This window comes from uncultured Gemella sp., from assembly GCF_963525165.1.
In the GTDB taxonomy this organism is placed as follows: domain Bacteria; phylum Bacillota; class Bacilli; order Staphylococcales; family Gemellaceae; genus Gemella.
Genome location: NZ_CAURJN010000028.1, coordinates 1 through 20,624, shown reverse-complemented (window position 1 = coordinate 20,624; position 20,624 = coordinate 1). Strand labels below are relative to the sequence as shown.

Here is a 20,624-nt window from a genome sequence, read left to right as displayed (position 1 = left end):
AGAAAGTGTACTATGAGTTTTCTATGTAAAGAAGGATATCTAACATCTGAAAATTTTCGCAAAATATAATAATAAGTGGTATAATAGAAAGTAAGTATGAAAGAGGATATGAGATCATGAAGAAAAATAAACTCACTAAGGGTTTGATATATAGTGTTAGTTCAATTTTGATTGCGATTATCGTTTTTTTAGTAATTAGTTATTTTGGTAAAGAAGAGAGTGTTCAAAAAAATGAACTGTCTAAAAATGATAAAAAACAAGAACAAGTAAGTTATCAAAAAGATACTAAAGATGAAATGGAAAACGCGAAGGAAGAACAAAAATTAGAATCAAAAAATACAGAGCCACTAGAAAACAAGGCTAAACCAAAGGGACAAAAAGACTTAGTAATTGGAAATAAGGATAATAATAAAGTTTCGAAAACTTCTGGAATTCAAGCCAATGATGGAAAGAAACTATCAGAATCAGAAAAGGATAGAACTATAGGTAGAGTTTTTAATTCTCAAAAAGAAGCGTTAGACTTTGGTAAGAAAGAAGTTAAAAGACTAGTAGATAAAGATAAAAAGCCGAGACAGTTCGCTATAAGTAAAGTTGTTTCTGAAAATGGAAGTTTAAAGGGTTGGACGGTTGATATTTTTGAAGATAATAATATTGAAAAAATAGTATCTAACTCAGGGTTGATTGTGGAAGAAGATAAAGAATAATAAATAGAAAGCGAGGAGGTTACTGGTTAAGTAAAAAACTCGCTATCTTTATGTATTTATATATAATAAGTAAAATTGTAGGTGAGAAAATGAGAATTGGAATAATTGCAGAATTTAATCCGTTACATAGTGGACATAGGCATTTAATTGAATGTGCTAGGGGAATTGCTGATGCTAATAATGGAGAAGTTGTTTGTGTTATGAGTGAATTTTTTACTCAAAGAGGAGAAGTTGCCATTGTAGGTGGGTATACTAGAGCTGAGGAAGCAGTACGATGTGGTTGTGATTTAGTTATTGCTTTACCCTATCTAGGCAGTGTGGCATACGGGGATGATTTTGCTAAAAAGAGTATAGAAATACTGTCAGGAGCGGGGATAACCCATCTTATTTTTGGTACTGAAAACGCGGATGTGGATATTTTCGAGGAAATATACGCAAAACAGCAAAATACTTCACAAGAAGAATATAAGAAGTTGATAAAAAATGGTTTTAACTATGCAAAAATTAACAGTCTTTTATATGGATTAGAAAAAAATAGTCCAAATTTTAGCTTAGCGTATAGTTATTATAAAGCAATACAAGACATGGGATTAGACATACAGATGATTCCTATAAAAAGAGAAGGGCAGGGGCTTAATAGTTTTGATATCATAGAACAAAAACATCTTAGTGCAACGGCTATAAGGAAAAATTTGAAGGATGAAAGGATAGAAAAATATCTTTCAAAAGAGATGATTTCTGTGTTGAAAAAAGATAAAATAGCATCGGAAGAGGAGTTGTTTCCGTATTTAAAATATAAAATTTTGTCATTGGGTAAAACGGGAATAGAAAAAATTTATGATGTAAATGAGGGATTAGAAAATAGAATCTATGAAGCGGTATTAAAGGCGAAATGTTACAGTGGTTTAGTGGACTTAATAGCGACTAAAAGATATAGTAATAAGAAAATTCAAAGGGTGTTACTTCATATTTTAACTAATACTACAAAAGAAGATTATGAGAGATATTTTGCTACTAATCAATACAGGGTTCTTGCTGTAAAGAAGGATAAGGCGGCTATGATAAGGGAAATTAATAAACTAGGGATAGTTTATCTTAATCCTCTTTTGAATAGTAAGAATAGTATGTATTTTGAACAAGATATTAAAGTAGCAAGAATATATGAATTGATATTTAATAATAAAGATGTTTTTAGAGAGAATATCAAAATTTTAGATTAAGTTTTTAGTAGAGGGTTTTGATAAAAATAGTTTTTTTGCCAAAATTCGAAATATGAGAAAAATTATACTAAAAATCTATACAATATTCTGCTACTTAGATTTTTTACACATAAAACTAGGAGGATAGCTGTAGAAATCTCGAAAGGGTCCTTTAAAAAATTAATAGATTAAATATGAGAATACCCACTTTACAGGATATTGCTTTATTCAGTAAAGTGGGTATTTAGATTTTTACGTTAATAGTAATATATATTTTTTAAGTAATCTAAAAACTATAGTGTTTAAATCACTTGGTGATTCTGTCCTGATGAGTTAATTGCTTTGTTGTTCTTATTGTAAGAGATGTAAGTAAGAGTTGTGAATATTATTCCAAGAACAACTAAGATTAACATAGCACTGTTGTACATTCCATTAGTTAGACCACCAAGAACTGCTTGACGAACAGCAGTGTCACCGTAGAATACAGGGGTAAATGGAATCATACCGCTATATAGTGAAGGTAACATTTCTTTTGGGAATAATGGTGTAGTTAGAACGAATTGTAATGCTACAAATCCGATACTAATACCATGACCAACATTTCCGAATGTATATGATAAGAAGTGTGTAATTATCATAAACACTATAGCTGAGATTATTAATCCGAAGAAGTACATTCCGAAGTTTTGTACTTTAAAGTCGAAGAATAGACTCATTGCTACAACTTCGATGATTACTGCGAAGATTGCGAATGTTGTCATAGAAGCTAAGCGTGTGCCGAATAGGCTGTTTATTGATTCTCCTTGTTCTTGTTTGCGCACTGGGAATAGAATGTTGTATGCCGCAGCTGCGATTAGTAATCCGAATACTAAGAAGAATGGTGCCATTGCGTTACCGTAACTTGTCTCTTCAGATATATCAGCGATATTAGTTTTAATTGGGTTAGACATCATGTCTACATTTTTATCTCCAGTTTTAGCTGAACTTAATTTGTCAGCTCCACTAGAAAGTTTTTCAGCTAATAGACCAGAACCATCTTTGGCTTTGTCTAGTCCAGCAAGAAGTTCTGGAGCTTTAGCTTGCATGATTGTAAGTGCACCATAAAGTTTCTCAGAACCAGCCTTAGCAGTATTAACTCCATTGATTAATTCTGGAGCTTTAGCTTGCATAGTAGATAATCCGTCGTGAAGTTTCTCAGCTCCATCTTTAGCGCTGTTAAGCCCATTGATAAGCTCAGGAGCTTTGGCTTTCATAGAAGAAAGACCATTGTGAAGTTTCTCAGCTCCATCTTTAGCAGTGTTAAGTCCGTTGATAAGTTCAGGAGCTTTGGCTTTCATAGAAGAAAGACCGTTAGAAAGTTTGTCAGCTCCTTCTTTAGCACTATTAAGTCCGTTGATAAGCTCAGGAGCTTTGGCTTTCATAGAAGAAAGACCATTAGAAAGTTTGTCAGCTCCATCTTTAGCGCTGTTAAGTCCGTTGATAAGTTCAGGAGCTTTAGCCTGCATATCAGTTAGACCTTGATATAATTTCTTACCTCCGTTGTCAAGCTCTTGAATTCCGATGCTTAATTCTGGAAGTTTTTCTTTTAGTTTGTTAAGACCTGCGTTGATTCTTGCATTTCCGCTAACTAAAGCGTCGATACCACCAGCTAATTCTGGAAGTTTTTCGTGTATTAGACCGATACCACCAGCTAATCTATCGAATCCGTCTCTTAATTCAGTTCCTTTACTTGCAAGAGTTCCTACACCTTGAGCTAATTCTCCTGTAGTCATAGATGTAGTGAGAGCGTTAACACCATTAGTGTAGTTTGTTACACCTGCTTTTAGTTGTGGAGTTGCGTTAGCTAGTAGGTTAAGTCCATCTGCTAGGGCTCCTCCAGATGTAAGAGATGTTACTGTTGCATCTACTCCACCTTTATATTGATTGAATCCTGCGGCAAGAGTAGGGGCTTTTTCGTTCATTACTGTTAAACCAGCTTTTAATTGACCGCTACCTGCAGCAAGTTGACCTACAGCAGTTTTAATAGTTGCAAATCCGTCGATTGATTCCGCAAGTTTAGTTGAAAGTTCATTCACATCGAATTTATCAAGTTGAGTTTGAATGTAATTTAATCTTCCTACACGATATTTCATGCTTGAATATTTTGAATTTGCACTAGATAACGCTGAAGTAAGTTCAGCTTTTACTTGACTGTTGTTGTTATTTGCTGTTGTATTAGGTTGAACAGTTGTTGTAGGCTGTGGTGCTGTGGCAGGTTGAGCACTTGCACTAGCTACGGCATCCTCACGAGCAGCAGCAAGAATACTATTTTTTTGAGATTCTGATAGATTCAATGTTGATAGTGTTTGTGCCAATCTTGAGAAGTTAGTTGTCGGTGTTGGAGCGGGTGTAGGTGCCGGAGTAACGGTAGTCGTAGTAGTTGTAGTTTGTGTATCTATACGATTTACGATAGCTTTCAAGGACTCTAATTGAGCACCTAACTCTGTGAAAGCTGTGTTTAGAGGATTAAAATGAGTTCTATAAGTAAGTTTTAATCCTTTTATTTTGTCTAATGTTGAGTTTAGGCTAGATTTTTTAGCAGCTAAATCACGTTCGCTTGGTAATCCCGCATTCAAGGCGTTTAATCCGTCAGTGATTTTACCAGCTCCATCTACTAATTTAGGAGCACTTTCAGAAAGTTTATCTACACCTTCTTTTAGTGCGTTACCACCTGCTGATAATCTATTTAAATCAGCTTGTTTAGCAGCTAATCCAGAATTGATTTGAGAAATACCATCTGATAATCTGTCGATGCCGTTGTTTAGTGTAGTGCTTCCGGCGCTAAGTTTTTCCAAATCACCTTTTTTAGCTAATAATTTTTCGTTAAGTGTAAGTACACCGTTAGTGTATTTTAAAAGACCTTCTTTAAATGCTTGGCTTCCTTTGTGCAATTTATCTATTCCATCAGTCAACATAATACTTTTAGTTTTAAATGTATCAAATCCGATAGTAAATTGATTAGAACCTGCGGCAAGTTCATTTACACCTGAAATTAGAGCATTTTTTTTGTCGTTTAAAGTACTTAAACCGTTTGATAATTTTCCAGCCCCTGCTTGAAGTTGAGAAACACCGTTATTAAGTTTTTGCCCCCCTTCACTAAGACGACTAAGACCAGCAGCAAGACGATCAGAACCTGCGGCAAGTTGATCAACACCGTTACTAAGTTTTTGCCCCCCTTCACTAAGACGATCAAGACCGGCAGCAAGACGACCAGAACCATCAGCAAGTTGGTCAACACCGTTACTAAGTTTTTGTCCCCCTTCGCTAAGACGACCAAGCCCAGCAGCAAGACGGCCAGAACCATCAGCAAGTTGATCAACACCGTTACTAAGTTTTTGCCCCCCTTCGCTAAGACGACCAAGTCCTGCAGTAAGACGACTAGAACCATCAGTAAGTTGATCGATACCGCCACTAAGTTTTTGCCCCCCTTCGCTAAGACGACCAAGCCCAGCAGCAAGACGGCCAGAACCATCAGTAAGTTGGTTAATACCGCTACCTAGTTTTTGTCCCCCTTCGCTAAGACGACCAAGCCCGTTGTTTAATTGGTTTGTAGCGTCTGCAGCTTTTTGAAGAGAGCTTCCTATTTCAGAAAATTTACTGTATAGAGTTGCTGTATAAGTTTTTACAACTTGATCTTTAACTGTGTTTGTTAAATTACTCGCTACAGTTTCCATGATTTTTTCACCGTTTTTACTCTTTGTAAAGTTAGTAGTAAAATCAATGTTCATTTTCTCTGGATTTTCGTTTGATAATGAGCTAGCATTTTTAGAGAAGTTTTCAGGGATAGTAACTACCATGTAGTAATCTCCTTCGCGTAATTCTCTTTCGGCTGTATCTTTATCGACGAATTGCCAATTTACTTTTTTATTTTCTTTTAATTTTTCAACCATTGAATTTCCGACTTCTAGAGTTTTTCCGTCAAGGTCGACTTTTTTGTCTAGGTTAACAACACCGACTTTCATATTTCCGGTGTTATTATATGGATTCCAGACTGCTTTTAAGAAAGTTCCTGCATATAAAATTGGTACCAGAAGAACGATAGCCATGGTGATAATTAGCCCTTTGCTTTTCAAAAGACTATTAAATTCTTTTTTTATCATAATTCCTCCTAAGAAATTCTATAGCTAAAATTTCAATATTTAGTTTAATGATATAATAGTATATCACTTTAGTTATTCTACAATTAATTTTAATAAAAGTCAAAATATTTTTAAGTAATAGTGAAATTTTAATATTTAAAGATAAGGTGTGCTGTTTATAAAAGAGATAGTGGTTATAACTCTTAAGAGTGATATCTAATCTAAAAGTCACTATTATTATAGGTTTTATAAGGATGTGATTTTTATAAAGTAAACTTATAAATTAATATATATTAATTAAAATAGTTTGGTTAATTTATATTGTTAAAAGTCCTAATTAATGAAAAAATTAGTTTGCTATATATTTATTTATAAGATAAGAATTGATAAAATAGAATTTTAAAAATAGTATATTGTGTAAAAAAAGGTAGAAATCCTTAAAAACGGATAACTACCTTTGTTTTAGTGTTAAGTTATGCTAATGCGTGTGATATTTTATGTTCTAGTAGATTGCTAAAACAACTTTGAGCATCTTTTAAATCTTTCGAATCTGGGTGTTTTTTTGATTCTTTAACCATGTCGGCAAGATCTGGTGTAACTTTGTGAATAAAGTTAGGATCACGCCAAGTAAGGATTTTGAAAACTATTATAACCTTTGGATCAACCTTGCCTTGACAGACGAAAGTTTCATGGATTCTATTGTTTCTCTCTTCCATAAAGGTAATATAATTATTAATAGAATCATCGGCGTGATAATGTTCACGTGGGACACCACAAGTTAAAAATAATGCGACATCTTTACCATGTATTTCTTGTTGATCGATAAAACGTTGCATATTTTTGTTGGCGTTAGTTTTATCTGTCCAAGCACCTAGAATATAGAAATCATATTCTTTTTCTAGTTTTTTTCGCTGTTTTTTTATGTCGAGTAAATCTACTTCCCCTAAAGTTTTTATCTGTTCGTAGATTGCTTCTGCTACTTTTTTAGTGTTTTTTGTTTTGCTAGAGTAAGCAAGTAAAATTTTCATAATAAGCCTCCTACCTAGGATGTTGGAATAATATTTTTAAAAATTAATACCGTATTAATTAAATTCATATAATTATTATAACAAAAAAATATTCTATTTTAAACTAATAACTGAAAATAATAATCAATTATAAAATTCGAGGAGAATAAAAATTAAAAAAATTGAAAAATTAACCTATTAGAATCTGATTTCAACTAAAAAATAGGAAATAATTTATGGTTTATGATAAAATACTAATTGATAATAAAGAAAATCAAGTAGTATAGTGATAGGAGAAGAGAATGGAAAGGTTGTTTGAGCTAACTAGTTATGCATCGTTTATTGTATACCATATAGAAGCGATGGATAAGATAAAAGTACCTAAGGCTATGATACGAGAATATGTTAATTTACAAAAAACGGTAGGAAGTTACCCAAAAGAATTGAATTATGTGACTAGCTTTTATGATAAGAAAACAGGAAGTAGTGGAGCGTTATTTGAAAACTCCGCTGAAGAGAATTATATTTTATCTTATACGGGAACGAATTTTTATTTTGATAGGCAAAAGGATATGTATGCTGATGTTGTTGGAATTTGCTTAGGACAAGCAGAACATATGACACCATGTTATAGATTTTATACACGCATGAAGAAAAAATATGGTGATGATATTATTTTAACAGGTCACTCACTGGGAGGAAGTATCGCACAACGTGTTGCGATTGAGTATGATGTATAGAAAAGTATCGTTTTTAATGCAGCTCCGATATATTTAATCGGAGGTATAGATATTTTTATGGATAAGGAAAAAGATGGTGAATTGTACACTGCTCGTATGAAAAAATATCTTAGAAATGTAAAGAAAACGGCTATTAAAAAAGCAACTTTCACAGGTGATGTAAAGAGAGTTGTTTCTGAATATGATATATTTACAAGAATTTCTGAGTTGTTGGCAATTGGCTATTATGTGGGTGATGAAATTATTGTAAAAGAAGCTGGAATGCACGGTATAAAAAGTTTCTTAGATGTATATAGAAAATCATTTGATGGTTCTTTTGAGAAGAGAGATAATGATGAGTTGTTATCGCTAGAATACAAAGATTTTAGCCTAGCCGAGGTAGGTATTCTTAGTAATTTTTCAGAAGAGCGTATAGAAGAATTAGAGAATCAACTGAATGTTCTATTAGTAAGTAATACAGTGATAGATAACTTGAATAAAAATCCTTATAATGTTAATTTTGAGTTTTTTATCAAAGCTATATTAGACAATATTGCGAAGAAAAAAGAAGAACTATAATAGATTCCTTGTCTGACGTTTTTGTCAGATGAGGAGTCTTTTTTTATATTGCTTCATATAACATATACAATATATTTATTTGATTTTTTGAAACAAAAAATCAAAAGGCAACTAATCTAACGTAAGATATTTGCGTGAACCTTGCGGCTTACTCAATATCTCACTTCAATTGTTGCCTAAATCTATATTTTTTATTTTTTCATCATAACTATTGAAAAAAGTATCGCCAACCAAATATACTTTAAATTTGTATTATTATAATAATATAATATACCATAAACATATATACATAGATTAAATGCAATCACTAATTTTAAATTTCTTTTAGAAAGGAATTTAAATAAATAAAAAACTAATATCCAAATTAATAAACTAATAATTATTTTTAAAAATTCAAACATAAATTACTGTACCTTTTCAACTTTTTTACCATCAATAATATCACCAACTTTTACTGTAGAAAATTTATTATAATTATCCAACAATAGCCAACGGTAAATATATTTACAGCTCTAAAATATCATGAAAACCATATGTAATCAATATGTAAGTCTAAATAATACATTTTCTAAAAATTAATCATTATATTAAGGGTTAGACACTTTATTTTTTATATTAAATTAAATTCATATATAGTAACCTTAATTATAATTTTAAAAGGGTATTTTTAATTATTATTTTATTTTTAGATAAATTATTACTTAATTTGTTTCAAAATGTCTTAAAACATCTAATTTTGTCCTTATTTTTAATTTTATTTTATACTTCGGCTTTTTATTTTATAGCGAAAAAATCGCCTATAATAGTTTTTATAAGAGTAAATTCCTTTTTTTGATTTGTTGTAATTTCATTATACAGGATTTACTCTTCTTTTTTTTATTTTGTCTCACATCAATTGTAATACTACACTGATAGAGAGTTAATCGTTTGCTTAAAGTTGTAACTTCATAGAAAAAAATGATATAATATTGATAACTATGTATATACTCACAACGACGAGAATATACAGGTTAAAAAATAAAAAGTATACTCTAAAAAATGTTTTATAAAAAATATAATTAGAAATATATATTATTTAATACTTAGTATAAATCTAAGGAGGAAGAAAATGGCAGAATATAAAATACTAGTGGTCGATGATGAAGAACCGATCGCTAATATACTAGAGTTTAACTTAAAAAAAGAAGGTTACGATGTAATCGTCGCTAATGATGGAGAAAAAGCGGTAGAACTTGCTTTTAATGATAATCCAGACTTAATTTTGTTAGATTTAATGCTACCTAAAAAAGATGGAATGGAAGTGTGTAGAGAAGTACGTGCTAAAAAGAATATCCCTATCATTATGTTAACGGCGAAAAATAGTGAGATAGATAAAGTTCTTGGACTTGAGTTTGGAGCGGATGACTATGTAACGAAACCATTCTCAACACGTGAACTTATGGCTAGGGTCAAGGTAAATCTACGTCGTGTTACTAAGCAACAAGAAGAAGTTGTTGAAGAAAAAATCAGCGGAGATCTTGTGATTAAGGATATTGTTATTTATCCAGAGGCTTACGTTATCAAGAAAAATGGTGAAGAAATCGACTTAACACGTAGAGAATTTGATTTATTCTATTATTTAGCACAACACCGTGGACAAGTTTTAACACGTGAAAATTTACTGCAAACAGTGTGGGGTTATGATTACTTTGGTGATGTAAGGACTGTGGACGTAACTGTAAGAAGATTACGTGAAAAAGTAGAGAATGATTCATCACAACCTGAATATATAATGACCCGCCGTGGTGTTGGGTACTTTATAGGAGAAGAGTAATGAGTTTTTTCGAGAAGAGATTTAAGAAAAGATTCTTTTCATCAATTCGAACAAAGTTCGTAATAGTGTATGTGTTAGTTAATATTATTTCATTACAACTTATCGGATTGTTCTTTACAACGCAATTAAGAAATAGTAATATAAATACATTTGAACAAAATATTATTGAACAAGAAAAAATATTAAACTATCACGTGCGAGAAGAACTTGATAAGATTAATGGCAGCAATAATGATAATTCGAAAGTTTTAGGTGATAATCTTGTTCAAAATGAGACTGAAAAAAACAGTAGAGATTCTAAGAGTGGTATAGCTAAGCTTGTTAGTGAATTTAATATTCAAAAGTTATTATTAGTAAACGTTATAGATAATGAATCAAAAATCTTAGCGACTTCTTCAAAAAATGGAAATGATGAGTATCTTGCTAAAAGATCATTCGATCCACTGGTAAGTCAGGTTATAAAAACAGGAGAGAGTACTAAGCAGATTCAAAACAATGCTGATAGTAATAAGCGTGTTTGGATTTATGTAAGTCCTGTTAAAAAGGATAATGAGGTTGTTGGTGTAATATCTCTTATGGCAGATATCGAAAGTGTTTATCAAGAGGTAAATAGCATTTCTAAAATCTTCATAGTAGGAACTATCCTATCTATATTGATTACTACGGTTATTGGATTTGTCGCTTCAAAAACGGTAACGAGTTCTATAGAGAAGATGAGTTCGCAGGTTAAGAAGATGGCTTTAGGAAACTATGGTACGGTAGTTGGAATAGATGCGGATGATGAGATTGGAGATTTGGCAAAAGTGTTTAACCAAATTTCTAAAAGAATTGAAGAAGAGCAGGCTGTGACTGAGACTGAACGTAGGAAACTTGCGACGATTATCGAGAGTATGATGGATGGGATTATTACAACGGATAATAATGGTAGAATAATCCTTATAAATACAAGTGCCGAGGATATGCTAGGTGGTCGTAATGATGAAATTTTCATCGGAAAAGATGTGTTGAAAATTCTGAATATTACTGAATATGAGAGTATAGAGGAAATATTAGAAGCGGAAGATAGTCTGCTAGTGAATACTTCAAAAAGTGATGATGAATTGCTTTTACGAGCTGAAATTTCTAAGATAGAAAAAGAAGATAAAGAAGATTTAACTCAGATGTCAACGGAGTTAGAGGGATATATTATTGTACTTTATGATGTAACTGATCAAGAACGTCAAGAAAAAGAGCGTCGTGAATTCGTATCGACTGTATCACACGAACTTCGTACACCTCTAACGACGATGAACAGTTATATTGAAGCACTAGAAGAAGGTGTGCTTGAAGATAAGGAGCTAGCACCACAGTTTATTGATACTATTCACAAAGAGACTACTCGTATGATTAGAATGGTAAACGAATTAATGCAACTTGGTAAGATGGATATTAAAGAAGAGCATTATGAAAAAGAGTTTATAGATATAAATAAAATGCTTGAACAGATTACCGATAGATTCGCTTTAACACATCCTGAGAAAAACTTTATAAAACATATTCCTAAGAGTCCGATATTCATAGAGGGAGATCAGGATAAACTTACACAGGTATTTGATAATATTGTTAATAATGCGATAAAATATTCTCCAGATGGTAAAAATATCACGGTGAGAGTTAGACAAAATTATCATCATAATAGGGTAAGTATCTCAATTAAAGATGAAGGTGTAGGTATTCCATTAGTTCACATTGACAAAATCTTTAATAGGTTCTATAGAGTTGATAAGAGTAGGCAAAGAAGTATGGGAGGAACAGGTTTAGGATTAGCGTTAGCTAAGACTATTGTAGATGCCCATAAAGGTCGTATTTGGGCACAAAGTAGAGAAGGGTACGGAAGTATAATATTTGTAACGCTCCCTTGTGAACAAATTGATGATGAATGGTTATAGAGGTAAATAATATGAAAAGAAAAAGGAAAGAAATTGTTAAATCAGTTGTATTAGGAATACTAGTTCTAATGAGTTTAACTCTATCTTATCTTATTATCACTTATCAACCAGATTACGAGATTTTTACGAAAAGATCTACTCAAAAGTCAGTTGAATCAGACAAAAATAGTCTTTTAAACTTTTTAATTCCTGATAGTGTTGTGAAAAACTATGAAGGATCAAGAGAAGAGCCGATAGTTCAGAATTCTATAACGAAGGTTGCAACTGTCGATGCTATAAAAAATAAAAGGGTATTGAAAGATTTGTTGTCGATAATCTCAGATAGTGAGAGTACAGAGTCTAGGGTTAGAAACCGAAATATAGAGGATATTACAACGAATAATGTTGAAAAAATTATGGTAAATTATCAGGTGACTTTAGACTCTGCATTGGTAAAACCGCTATTCTTTTCTGGGGAAAATTCTAATATAAGTTTAGAATTTGATACGATAGTGTTACTTAAGGATAGACCTAATATGATTTATCTATATAAGAAAGATGATAAAAACTATCTACAGATTATTTTGAAGGAAGAAATATATGGTAAAGTAAATGCTAAGTTTAATGAGAAAAAGCAAAATTATGCCAAATACAGTCTAAATAATAAGTTTATCTATTTGAAAGAATCTGACGAGGATAATACTATAGATGAATATAGTACAGAAGATGTTAACTTAAATAAATTGGCTAAGGATATTTTTGAGAAAAAAGATAATCTTAGAATTAGTAATGAAGATGAAGTGACTGATGGTTATGGAATACTAAGATCTATAAATAATAGATTATTGTATACAAATCCATCTAATGAAGGTGGAAAAGAGGTAGGGGCTACAGTAGCTATAAATAATACTATGAGCTTTTTAGAGTTGGGATACGCAGGTGATACAAACTATCAGCTTACAACAGCTTTAGATGGCATCACTATTTTCCAAGAGGCACATAAAGAATCTATAGCTTTTAGTAAAGACGGGCATGCGGATATTATTTCAGAGGATAATAGTAGTGGAATCTACAGATTAACATCACCGAAAAAACTGACAAAAACTTATCTTTCATCAAAAGAAGCGGAACTGTATTCTGTTGAGAAGACTGAATATGTAATTAATTATCTTTATGATAAAGTAAATCTTAAAGAAATAAGTGATATAGTTTTAGGATATGATAAGATCTATAATAAAGATAGAAATAGTTTTAGTTATGTGCCAGCATGGTATGTGAAATATAATGATAGGTATGTAAGTTTTAAAAAATTAAAAGAAATGATAAACAAGGGAGAGAGACTATGAACTGGGGTAAGATGAAGACATTATTTATTTACCTATTTGTTGCGTTAAATGCTGTCTTGTTAACATTTTATGCGTATACTGTTCAAAAGAATAAAACAGAAATTGTTCAGGAAAAAGAAATAATAGAGCGTGCTATGAAAAATGATAACATAACTGTAGAAGAAAATACTACAAAACGCGATAATCTTGGCTATGTAAATGTAACAATTTCAGATTTGAAAGATGTTAGAAAAGAAGAAGGTAGTTTAAAGTACGAAGTTGAAAATATAGATAAGACATCTATATTAAAGGTTAGTTCAGAAAATGCTATTACGAATGTAAATAAAAGTAGTTATAGAGGTGAGTTAGATTCATTTCTATTGGAGAAGATGAAGCTGAGTGCAAATTATATTTTTTCTAGTTACAATTCCTCAAAAAATGAAGTTATTTATGAACAACAAATAGATAGTTTTAGGGTATTTTCTAATAAGAATGCACGAATAGTTTTTAGTGTTGAAAAAAATGGAGATATAAAAAACTTCACATTAACAGGCGTTTCGAATATAAGAAAAGATAAGAATGAAACATTAGTCTCATCTAACCAGGCGATAAATAGGTTGTATCACGAAGATTTAATTCCTAAAAACTGTCGTGTTCGTGCTACTTTAGGATATTATACCTATATTTCGCAAACAGAAAATCAAGTGTTGATACCTACGTGGAATGTAGAAATAAGTGATAAAGATGGACGAGTTAGTAATTACTATGTGGATGCTATAAACTTGAATGTGTTGAATAGGAAAGGTCAAAGTTTATAGTAATAGATATTAAAATAAAAAACTATTCATTGCAGCAAGGAACCACACCAAAAGTTTTGGTGAATTACCTAATGTGATGAATAGTTTTTTATGATTTTATGTTAGTCAGCTAAGTAAGCTTTTAGCATCCAAACGTTTTTCTCTAATTGAGTTTTTAATCCTAATGCTAAGTCAGAAGTACCTTGATCTCCTTCGTCTTCAGCAACCCCCATAAGGTGAGTTAAATCATTGATTAGTAATTCGAAGTCGTGGAATACAGCTGTAACCATTTCAGAAGTTGTTTCTTGTTCAGTTGCTTCTTGGATTGTTGCGATTTCTAAAGCACCTTTAAGCGTAGAAACTGGACGCCCTCCAATTGCTAATAATCTTTCAGCAACCTCATCTAAAGATTCTGTTGTGTAGTTGTAGTAGTTTTCAAATACTTCGTGCAGTGTGTAGAAGCTACGTCCTTTTACATACCAGTGGAAGCTGTGTAATTTTGTGTATAATACTGTTAAGTTAGCAACAAGTTTGTTTAATTCTGTTGTACGTGTCATTTTTAATTTTTCTCCTTTATTTTTGAATTTATGCTTAAATTATAGCACTATGAATTTCTTATGTAAAGTTAATAAGCTCATAAAAGTTATTGAGAATTATTCTCTAAAAAGAATGTTGATTTATCAATGTTTCCTGAGGTGAAAAATTATAAATGATAATCATTATTTATGATGAAGGACGAGAATTTTGGTTGAATAAGTTGAAATAAACATTCTATGTTGATAAAATTATTTATGAAAGGAGTAGAATCGATGGCAAGATTGTGCATATTTTTAATAAATTTATATAGGAGATACATATCTCGTTACACAAAACCAACATGTAGATTTTCTCCTACATGCTCAAGTTATGCTTTAGAGAGTTATAAGAGATTTGGTTTTTTCTTAGGGACGTATTTAACGGTGAAGAGGCTGTTAAAGTGCCATCCTTTTTATAAAGGGGAGTACTTTGATAATGTACCTTTGTTTAAAAGGGATATTTTTAAATTTACAAGGAAAAAATAAAGAGACTGCCCCAAAAGTCCTAAAATTTAACAAAATTCATATGAGAACTCATAGATACAGAGGTTTATCGATATCTAAATTTGCTGTATAAAAGCTTTTTAGATATCTAATAAACTATGCGGGAGTGACTCGGGAAAATCTTGTTTCTTAAGAAATCATGATTTTTGAGTCACTCCCTCTGCTACTGGAAAGAAGGTAACAGAGTTTTATTTTAATTTTGGAAAAAATTTATTCAGTTTTATTTTCTACTTATTATCTTTTTTATAAGATGAAGGATTTTAATTTTTGTATTAGCATTTTTATTAGTTAACATTTTTTTACGAAGTCCGGCATCTCTAACTTTTTGCCATCTTTTTTATTAGCTAACATCTTTTTAACGAAGTCCGGCATTTCAGGCTTTTCACCATCTTTTTTATTAGCTAGCATTTTCTTAACGAAGTCCGGCATTTCAGGCTTTTCACCATCCTTTTTATTAGCCAACATTTCTTTAACGAAGTCCGGCATTTCTCCTTGAGGTTTATTCATTTCATTAAATGTTGTTTTCTCTGGATTATGAGAAATAAAAGGATTGTTTTTGTTAGCTTCAATCGTTGACACAAGAGCATCGATTAAACGAGAATCGTAGTTCGGCATAGGTGATCTATGATAAGTTACTCCAAAGTCCTCACAAAGTTCTCGACATTCAACATCGTTATCGAAAAGAACTTCGATATGCTCGCTTATAAAGCTAAGTGGAACAAATATATAATGCTTAGGATGCTCTTTTTGCTCTCTTAAGTACTCAAGAACATCAGGTTTAATCCATGGCATCCCAATATCACTTTCACTTTGCCAAGTATTCGTATAGTTTTCTTTTTCAAGACCTATTTTTTCAGCTATAAGTTTTGTCATATCAAAGATTTGATTCACGTATGGATCATTATATTTTAATGCTATTTCGGGTACACTGTGTGCAGAGAAAATTACTTTGTAGCTATCTTCTATTATTTCTTCAGTAATAATTTTTTTAATTTCATCTGCCCAGAATTCAATTAACTTCTCTTCTTTGTACCAAGATTTTATTATATTGAATTTAATTTTATCACTCTTAATAAATCTTTCGTAACCCATAATAGAGTAGAATGAATAATGTGGTTCAAGAATTAAACAGATACATTCTTCGATACCATCATCTTCCATTTCTGAAATTATATCAGGGATATAAGGTGAAGAAAATTTATTGGCAAAGTATACTTTATATTCATCTTTTACAGATTCTCTTAAAAGGTCAACTTCTTTAAGTGTAATTTCTTGAAGAGGAGAGCCATCAATGCGAAGATAATTTTTTAAAAGTAGATTGATTTCTTCGTCGTTAGGACGGACTCCTCTTCTAATATTTGTGAAAAATTTTGCTATACCTTCGAATGTATATTCTTCAGGTGTTCCATATGTCATTACTAAAATAGCTTTACTCATTTTATAACCTCTCTAAATAGTCTAGTCATGTATAATTATAACATTTTTTGTACTAAAACACACGTATTAATAAGTTATTACAGATAATTATTATTGATTAGGGATAAAAGTTGTATAAAGGTGGTTTAATATGTTTATTTTACTGGTAGGAAATTGTGGCAAAATAAGGTAATTGATATTGTTTTTAGTTTGATAAAATTGAATAAAAAAAACTATTGCAAAAAAACCAAAAAAGTTATAATATAAAAGTTAACTTGAAAGTTTACTAATGAGGGAGTTTAAGAATCTCCAATTGGTTGAAGAAAAAGGAGGAAGAGTTAAATGAGAAAGAAAATATTCGGAGCGATAACTTTCATTGCGGCGATTGGTGGCGTTATTTATATGAAAAATAATCCTAAATATAAAGAAATTGTTAGAATCGTGAAGACTGCTGATGCACGTGGTTTTTATGAAAAAATAATTTTAGAAAAAGATAAACTTGCATTCACTGCAAAAGCAAAGATTAAAGATTATAAAATTGACTATGAGAGTATTAGAAATGTCGGAGAGAAAATTTACGCACGTCTAATAGTGAATAATGACGAGAAGCTAAATATTGATACAGTTCTTAATGAAAAAGATACTAATGTAGAAGAAGTTTCGCATTCAGAAAAACTGGATGAATTGTTAAACAAATAGCAGTTAAGGGGCAGAAAATTGATTTTTTAATTTTCTTGAATAAGTATGCTAAATATTCCCTAGGAAATTTATAAAAAAGGAATCCTCCATTACAGTAAGGTGATGTAATGGAGGATTTTTCATGGTTAAATTAATTAGTAGCTAATATTATTATGCAAAACGGCTACGAATACTAGTTGGTATTGATTTATAAACACTCTTAGTAACGAAGAATAAGAATGTTACTAAAGCACCTTTAAGTAGGTTGAATGGTATTATACCAACAGCTACGATTGTTTTTACATTAGTCACGATGTCTGCTAGGTTCATAATATATCCATATGCTGGAAGTAATACGAAGTAGTTAAGAAGTGACATAAATACTGTTATTGCTAGTGTTCCTAAGATTCCACCGATAATAGTCTTAGCAGTACCTTTTTTGTAGAAAAGAACGATGATACTGATAAAAGTGAATTCTACTACTATATTAGCGATTGATCCGATTGGTTCATGTGATAATAAAGCGAAGTGTAGGAAATTTTTTAAGAATGACACTAAAAGTGCATCTTTATATCCTAATAATAACAACGCCATGAATAGCGGAATGAACGTAAAATCAAATTTTAGAAATGGTGGCAAGAATGGCACAGCAAAACTAAAAAAAGATAGAAGTAGAGCAATAACTGCAAGCATACCACTCAAAACTAGTGAGTGAATATTTTTTTTATACATTTAAAACCTCTTTCCTATCTTCATAGGCAATAAAATAGCCGCAATACTATTCTTAAAAAGGTGTATTCTAAATCTACGTTAGATATAAAAAACACCACTTTAAAAATTTTAAAGCGGGACTGAAAGGTATGAAAAATAAGCGTTACATTATAAGCAGTACAACAAAAATACATACGTAATAGACTGCATGTGTAAGTTTACTTATCTATATCTTCTATCATCCAGACTTTACTGTCGGTTTTGGAATTTCACCAAATCAGCTTGCGCTCGCGGACTTTGACCGCCGGTCGGGAATTTCACCCTGCCCCGAAGATAATTAAATTTATTATTTATACGTTTATTATAAACCGAAGTCTCTAGGTTGTAAAGTGAAAAGGTTTAACTTTTTTTAAAAAAGATGAGAGTAACTTTGTTAAATTGAGCTACTCCCATTATTTATAATATTTAATTATTATTCTACTGTTACTGATTTAGCTAAGTTACGTGGTTTATCCACATCTAGTCCTTTAGTGTAAGCTGCGTAGTACGCGAATAATTGTGTAACTACGATACTTGCGATTGGAGCAAGATCTTCGTTTACGTTAGGGATTGCGTAGTCACCTTTACGAGCTAATTTTTCTAATGTAATGATTAGAGTATTAGCACCACGGCTAGCTACCTCACTTACGTTACTGCGTGTATTTAAGTCTAGTTTAGCACTTGTTATAAGAGCTACAACAGGTGTTCTTTCTTCAATAAGAGCGATAGTACCGTGTTTTAATTCTCCTCCGGCAAACCCTTCTGTTTGAATGTAAGAAACTTCTTTAAGTTTTAATGCTGCTTCACATGCACTATAGTAGTCGATTCCACGTCCGATATAGAATGCATTACGCTCTGTGAATAAGTTTTTAGCTAAGTTTCTTATAGTTTTTGTATCATCTAAAATTGATTCGATTGCAGAAGTAATTACTGATAACTCTTGCTCGATATCAAATTTAGGTTGTTTAGCAATTTGCCTAGCTACTTCATAAGCTAGTATGCTTAATGTTGCGATTTGAGCAGTGTATGCTTTAGTAGAGGCAACGGCGATTTCAACACCTGCGTGAAGTAATAACGTATAGTCACATTCACGAGATAGAGTTGAAGCATCAACGTTAGTAAGTACTAAGAACTTATAATCTGCATTTACGCTGCGTAATTTTGTAAGTACAGCGCGAAGATCAGCTGTTTCTCCTGATTGAGAAAGGAAGATGAACATTGGTTTTTTTGATAATAATGGTACGTTGTAAGCAAATTCTGATGCTAAGTGTACCTCTGTAGGTATACCAGCCCATTTTTCAAAGTAGTTTCTTCCTACTAAACCAGCGTTGTAACTTGTACCACATCCGATAATGTATAATCTATCTGCATCTTTTACATTGTTAATAATTTCGCTGTTAATATTAATATCATGTCCATCGAAGTAGTGAGAGATGATGTTACGCATAGCTCCTACTTGCTCATGAATTTCTTTAATCATGTAATGTTCGTGGATACCTTTATCGATTTCTCCAGCGTTTAAGTTAGTCGAGAAACTTTCACGTTCTACAACATTACCTTCTTTATCTTCGATAGTTATGCTATCTTTTTTCACGATAACAAATTCACCATCATTGATTTCTAAGAAGTTGTTAGTGTACTTAATCATTGCTAAAGCATCACTACCAACATAGTTTTTATTTTCTTCTCCTAGTCCGATAAGAAGTGGACTCTTATTTTTTGCTACATATAATGTGTCTTTATCTTCTGTATCGATTAAACAAAGTGCATAAGAACCTTGAAGTTTTGATACAGCTTTTTTGAAAGCTTCTTTAGTATCAAGACCACGATCGCTATAAACTTGTACTAATTGAACGATAACTTCAGTATCAGTTTCAGAAACAAGTTCTACACCTTTGAAAAATCTTTCTTTAAGTTCTTGGAAGTTTTCGATAACTCCATTGTGAACTAAAATAAAACGTTTGTTGAAGCTTTGGTGAGGGTGAGAGTTAGTTGTGTTAACTCCACCGTGAGTAGCCCAACGTGTGTGACCAATACCTAATTCTAGGTGAAGTCCTTCAGGTATTAGGGCTTCTAGGTTTTTAATACGACCTACAGACTTAGTAACACTAGCTTCTCCGTTAACAACACCAGCAATACCGGCTGAGTCGTATCCACGATACTCAAGGCTGCTAAGTCCATCGATTAAAAATTTAACTCCATTTGCTTCTCCAACAAATCCTACAATTCCACACATATTAAAAATTCCTCGCTTTTTTCTTTGATTATTTTTATAGAAAGTACTATAAAGTTTTATACCTATGCTCATGGTTATTATACTTCATTGAGTTTAATATACTCCTTCGAATTTATGTAAACCTTAAAAGAAGACATAATGAGCCTATAGAGAGGCGATAATGATTTTGAAGGGTATTATGCTATTACTGAGTTCCTAGGAATAGTAAAGTGCACCCCAGCAGTGGCAACTAAAGTTTTTTTGTCATTCTTCCTTAAAAACTAAGTTGCTGTTGCATACGCTATATCTAAATATTTC

The 20,624-nt window shown here is 31.7% G+C and carries 14 protein-coding genes, 1 pseudogene and 1 riboswitch; of the genes and pseudogenes, 9 read left to right on the top strand and 6 right to left on the bottom strand.

What is annotated here, in order from left to right; all coding sequences use genetic code 11:
• The first annotated feature begins 116 nt into the window (after window positions 1–116).
• Together RWQ74_RS06515 and RWQ74_RS06510 are read left to right on the top strand one after the other, a co-directional pair.
• The gene (locus RWQ74_RS06515; RefSeq protein WP_314397474.1) at window positions 117–704 is read left to right on the top strand and encodes a sarcalumenin; all 588 of its coding nucleotides are present in this window, start codon (window positions 117–119) and stop codon (window positions 702–704) included.
• A 50-nt stretch (window positions 705–754) separates the two neighbouring features.
• Window positions 755–1,924: a nucleotidyltransferase family protein gene (locus tag RWQ74_RS06510; protein ID WP_314397473.1), complete on the top strand. Its 1,170-nt coding sequence runs from the start codon at window positions 755–757 to the stop codon at window positions 1,922–1,924.
• Window positions 1,925–2,205: 281 nt separating this feature from the next.
• On the opposite strand, the gene RWQ74_RS06505 is transcribed toward RWQ74_RS06510, so the two are convergent.
• Together RWQ74_RS06505 and RWQ74_RS06500 are read right to left on the bottom strand one after the other, a co-directional pair.
• Entirely contained in the window at window positions 2,206–6,042 is a 3,837-nt protein-coding gene (locus RWQ74_RS06505; protein ID WP_314397472.1) for a YhgE/Pip family protein, read from the bottom strand.
• Between the two features lie 452 nt (window positions 6,043–6,494).
• Entirely contained in the window at window positions 6,495–7,049 is a 555-nt protein-coding gene (locus RWQ74_RS06500; protein ID WP_314397471.1) for a flavodoxin family protein, read from the bottom strand.
• A 281-nt stretch (window positions 7,050–7,330) separates the two neighbouring features.
• On the opposite strand from RWQ74_RS06500, the pseudogene RWQ74_RS08705 reads away from it, so the two are divergent.
• From RWQ74_RS08705 to yycI, 5 genes and pseudogenes are all read left to right on the top strand, one after another.
• Window positions 7,331–8,326, top strand: a pseudogene (locus RWQ74_RS08705) (hypothetical protein).
• Window positions 8,327–9,434: 1,108 nt separating this feature from the next.
• Window positions 9,435–10,139: a response regulator YycF gene (gene yycF / locus RWQ74_RS06485; protein WP_314397467.1), complete on the top strand. Its 705-nt coding sequence runs from the start codon at window positions 9,435–9,437 to the stop codon at window positions 10,137–10,139.
• Window positions 10,139–12,067, top strand: a complete 1,929-nt coding sequence (locus RWQ74_RS06480; RefSeq protein ID WP_314397466.1) for an ATP-binding protein — start codon at window positions 10,139–10,141, stop codon at window positions 12,065–12,067. Before yycF ends, RWQ74_RS06480 begins: the two co-directional genes overlap by 1 nt.
• 11 nt (window positions 12,068–12,078) lie before the next feature.
• Window positions 12,079–13,392 (top strand): two-component system activity regulator YycH, encoded by a 1,314-nt coding sequence (gene yycH, locus RWQ74_RS06475; RefSeq protein ID WP_314397465.1) that lies wholly within the window; start codon window positions 12,079–12,081, stop codon window positions 13,390–13,392.
• Complete coding sequence (gene yycI, locus RWQ74_RS06470) at window positions 13,389–14,189, top strand: two-component system regulatory protein YycI (protein WP_314397463.1); 801 nt, start codon at window positions 13,389–13,391, stop codon at window positions 14,187–14,189. Before yycH ends, yycI begins: the two co-directional genes overlap by 4 nt.
• Before the next feature lie 101 nt (window positions 14,190–14,290).
• Here the strand turns inward: yycI and RWQ74_RS06465 are convergent, their stop codons facing one another.
• A complete protein-coding gene (locus RWQ74_RS06465) occupies window positions 14,291–14,725 on the bottom strand; it encodes a DNA starvation/stationary phase protection protein (RefSeq protein WP_314397462.1) in 435 nt (144 codons plus the stop codon).
• A 252-nt stretch (window positions 14,726–14,977) separates the two neighbouring features.
• Between RWQ74_RS06465 and yidD the strand changes: the two genes are divergently transcribed.
• Window positions 14,978–15,229, top strand: a complete 252-nt coding sequence (yidD, locus tag RWQ74_RS06460) for a membrane protein insertion efficiency factor YidD (protein ID WP_314397461.1) — start codon at window positions 14,978–14,980, stop codon at window positions 15,227–15,229.
• A 306-nt stretch (window positions 15,230–15,535) separates the two neighbouring features.
• Here yidD and hemH read toward each other — a convergent pair whose 3' ends face one another.
• On the bottom strand, window positions 15,536–16,684 hold the full coding sequence (gene hemH / locus RWQ74_RS06455) for a ferrochelatase (RefSeq protein ID WP_314397460.1): 1,149 nt from the start codon (window positions 16,682–16,684) through the stop codon (window positions 15,536–15,538).
• Between the two features lie 321 nt (window positions 16,685–17,005).
• On the opposite strand from hemH, the gene RWQ74_RS06450 reads away from it, so the two are divergent.
• On the top strand, window positions 17,006–17,362 hold the full coding sequence (locus RWQ74_RS06450) for a DUF1310 family protein (protein ID WP_314397459.1): 357 nt from the start codon (window positions 17,006–17,008) through the stop codon (window positions 17,360–17,362).
• A gap of 150 nt (window positions 17,363–17,512) precedes the next feature.
• Here the strand turns inward: RWQ74_RS06450 and RWQ74_RS06445 are convergent, their stop codons facing one another.
• Window positions 17,513–18,073, bottom strand: coding sequence for an ECF transporter S component (locus RWQ74_RS06445; protein WP_314397458.1), 561 nt, complete (start codon window positions 18,071–18,073; stop codon window positions 17,513–17,515).
• 205 nt (window positions 18,074–18,278) lie between these two features.
• A riboswitch (FMN riboswitch) is annotated at window positions 18,279–18,391 on the bottom strand.
• A gap of 133 nt (window positions 18,392–18,524) precedes the next feature.
• A complete protein-coding gene (gene glmS / locus RWQ74_RS06440; protein WP_314397457.1) occupies window positions 18,525–20,327 on the bottom strand; it encodes a glutamine--fructose-6-phosphate transaminase (isomerizing) in 1,803 nt (600 codons plus the stop codon).
• Between the last annotated feature and the right edge of the window lie 297 nt (window positions 20,328–20,624).

Bases quoted from the DNA above. Each gene is read 5' to 3' on its own strand.
- RWQ74_RS06515 (WP_314397474.1), top strand. From the start codon at position 117: ATGAAGAAAAATAAACTCACTAAGGGTTTGATATATAGTGTTAGTTCA.
- RWQ74_RS06510 (WP_314397473.1), top strand. From the start codon at position 755: ATGTATTTATATATAATAAGTAAAATTGTAGGTGAGAAAATGAGAATT.
- RWQ74_RS06505 (WP_314397472.1), bottom strand. From the start codon at position 6,042: ATGATAAAAAAAGAATTTAATAGTCTTTTGAAAAGCAAAGGGCTAATT.
- RWQ74_RS06500 (WP_314397471.1), bottom strand. From the start codon at position 7,049: ATGAAAATTTTACTTGCTTACTCTAGCAAAACAAAAAACACTAAAAAA.
- yycF (WP_314397467.1), top strand. From the start codon at position 9,435: ATGGCAGAATATAAAATACTAGTGGTCGATGATGAAGAACCGATCGCT.
- RWQ74_RS06480 (WP_314397466.1), top strand. From the start codon at position 10,139: ATGAGTTTTTTCGAGAAGAGATTTAAGAAAAGATTCTTTTCATCAATT.
- yycH (WP_314397465.1), top strand. From the start codon at position 12,079: ATGAAAAGAAAAAGGAAAGAAATTGTTAAATCAGTTGTATTAGGAATA.
- yycI (WP_314397463.1), top strand. From the start codon at position 13,389: ATGAACTGGGGTAAGATGAAGACATTATTTATTTACCTATTTGTTGCG.
- RWQ74_RS06465 (WP_314397462.1), bottom strand. From the start codon at position 14,725: ATGACACGTACAACAGAATTAAACAAACTTGTTGCTAACTTAACAGTA.
- yidD (WP_314397461.1), top strand. From the start codon at position 14,978: ATGGCAAGATTGTGCATATTTTTAATAAATTTATATAGGAGATACATA.
- hemH (WP_314397460.1), bottom strand. From the start codon at position 16,684: ATGAGTAAAGCTATTTTAGTAATGACATATGGAACACCTGAAGAATAT.
- RWQ74_RS06450 (WP_314397459.1), top strand. From the start codon at position 17,006: ATGAGAAAGAAAATATTCGGAGCGATAACTTTCATTGCGGCGATTGGT.
- RWQ74_RS06445 (WP_314397458.1), bottom strand. From the start codon at position 18,073: ATGTATAAAAAAAATATTCACTCACTAGTTTTGAGTGGTATGCTTGCA.
- glmS (WP_314397457.1), bottom strand. From the start codon at position 20,327: ATGTGTGGAATTGTAGGATTTGTTGGAGAAGCAAATGGAGTTAAATTT.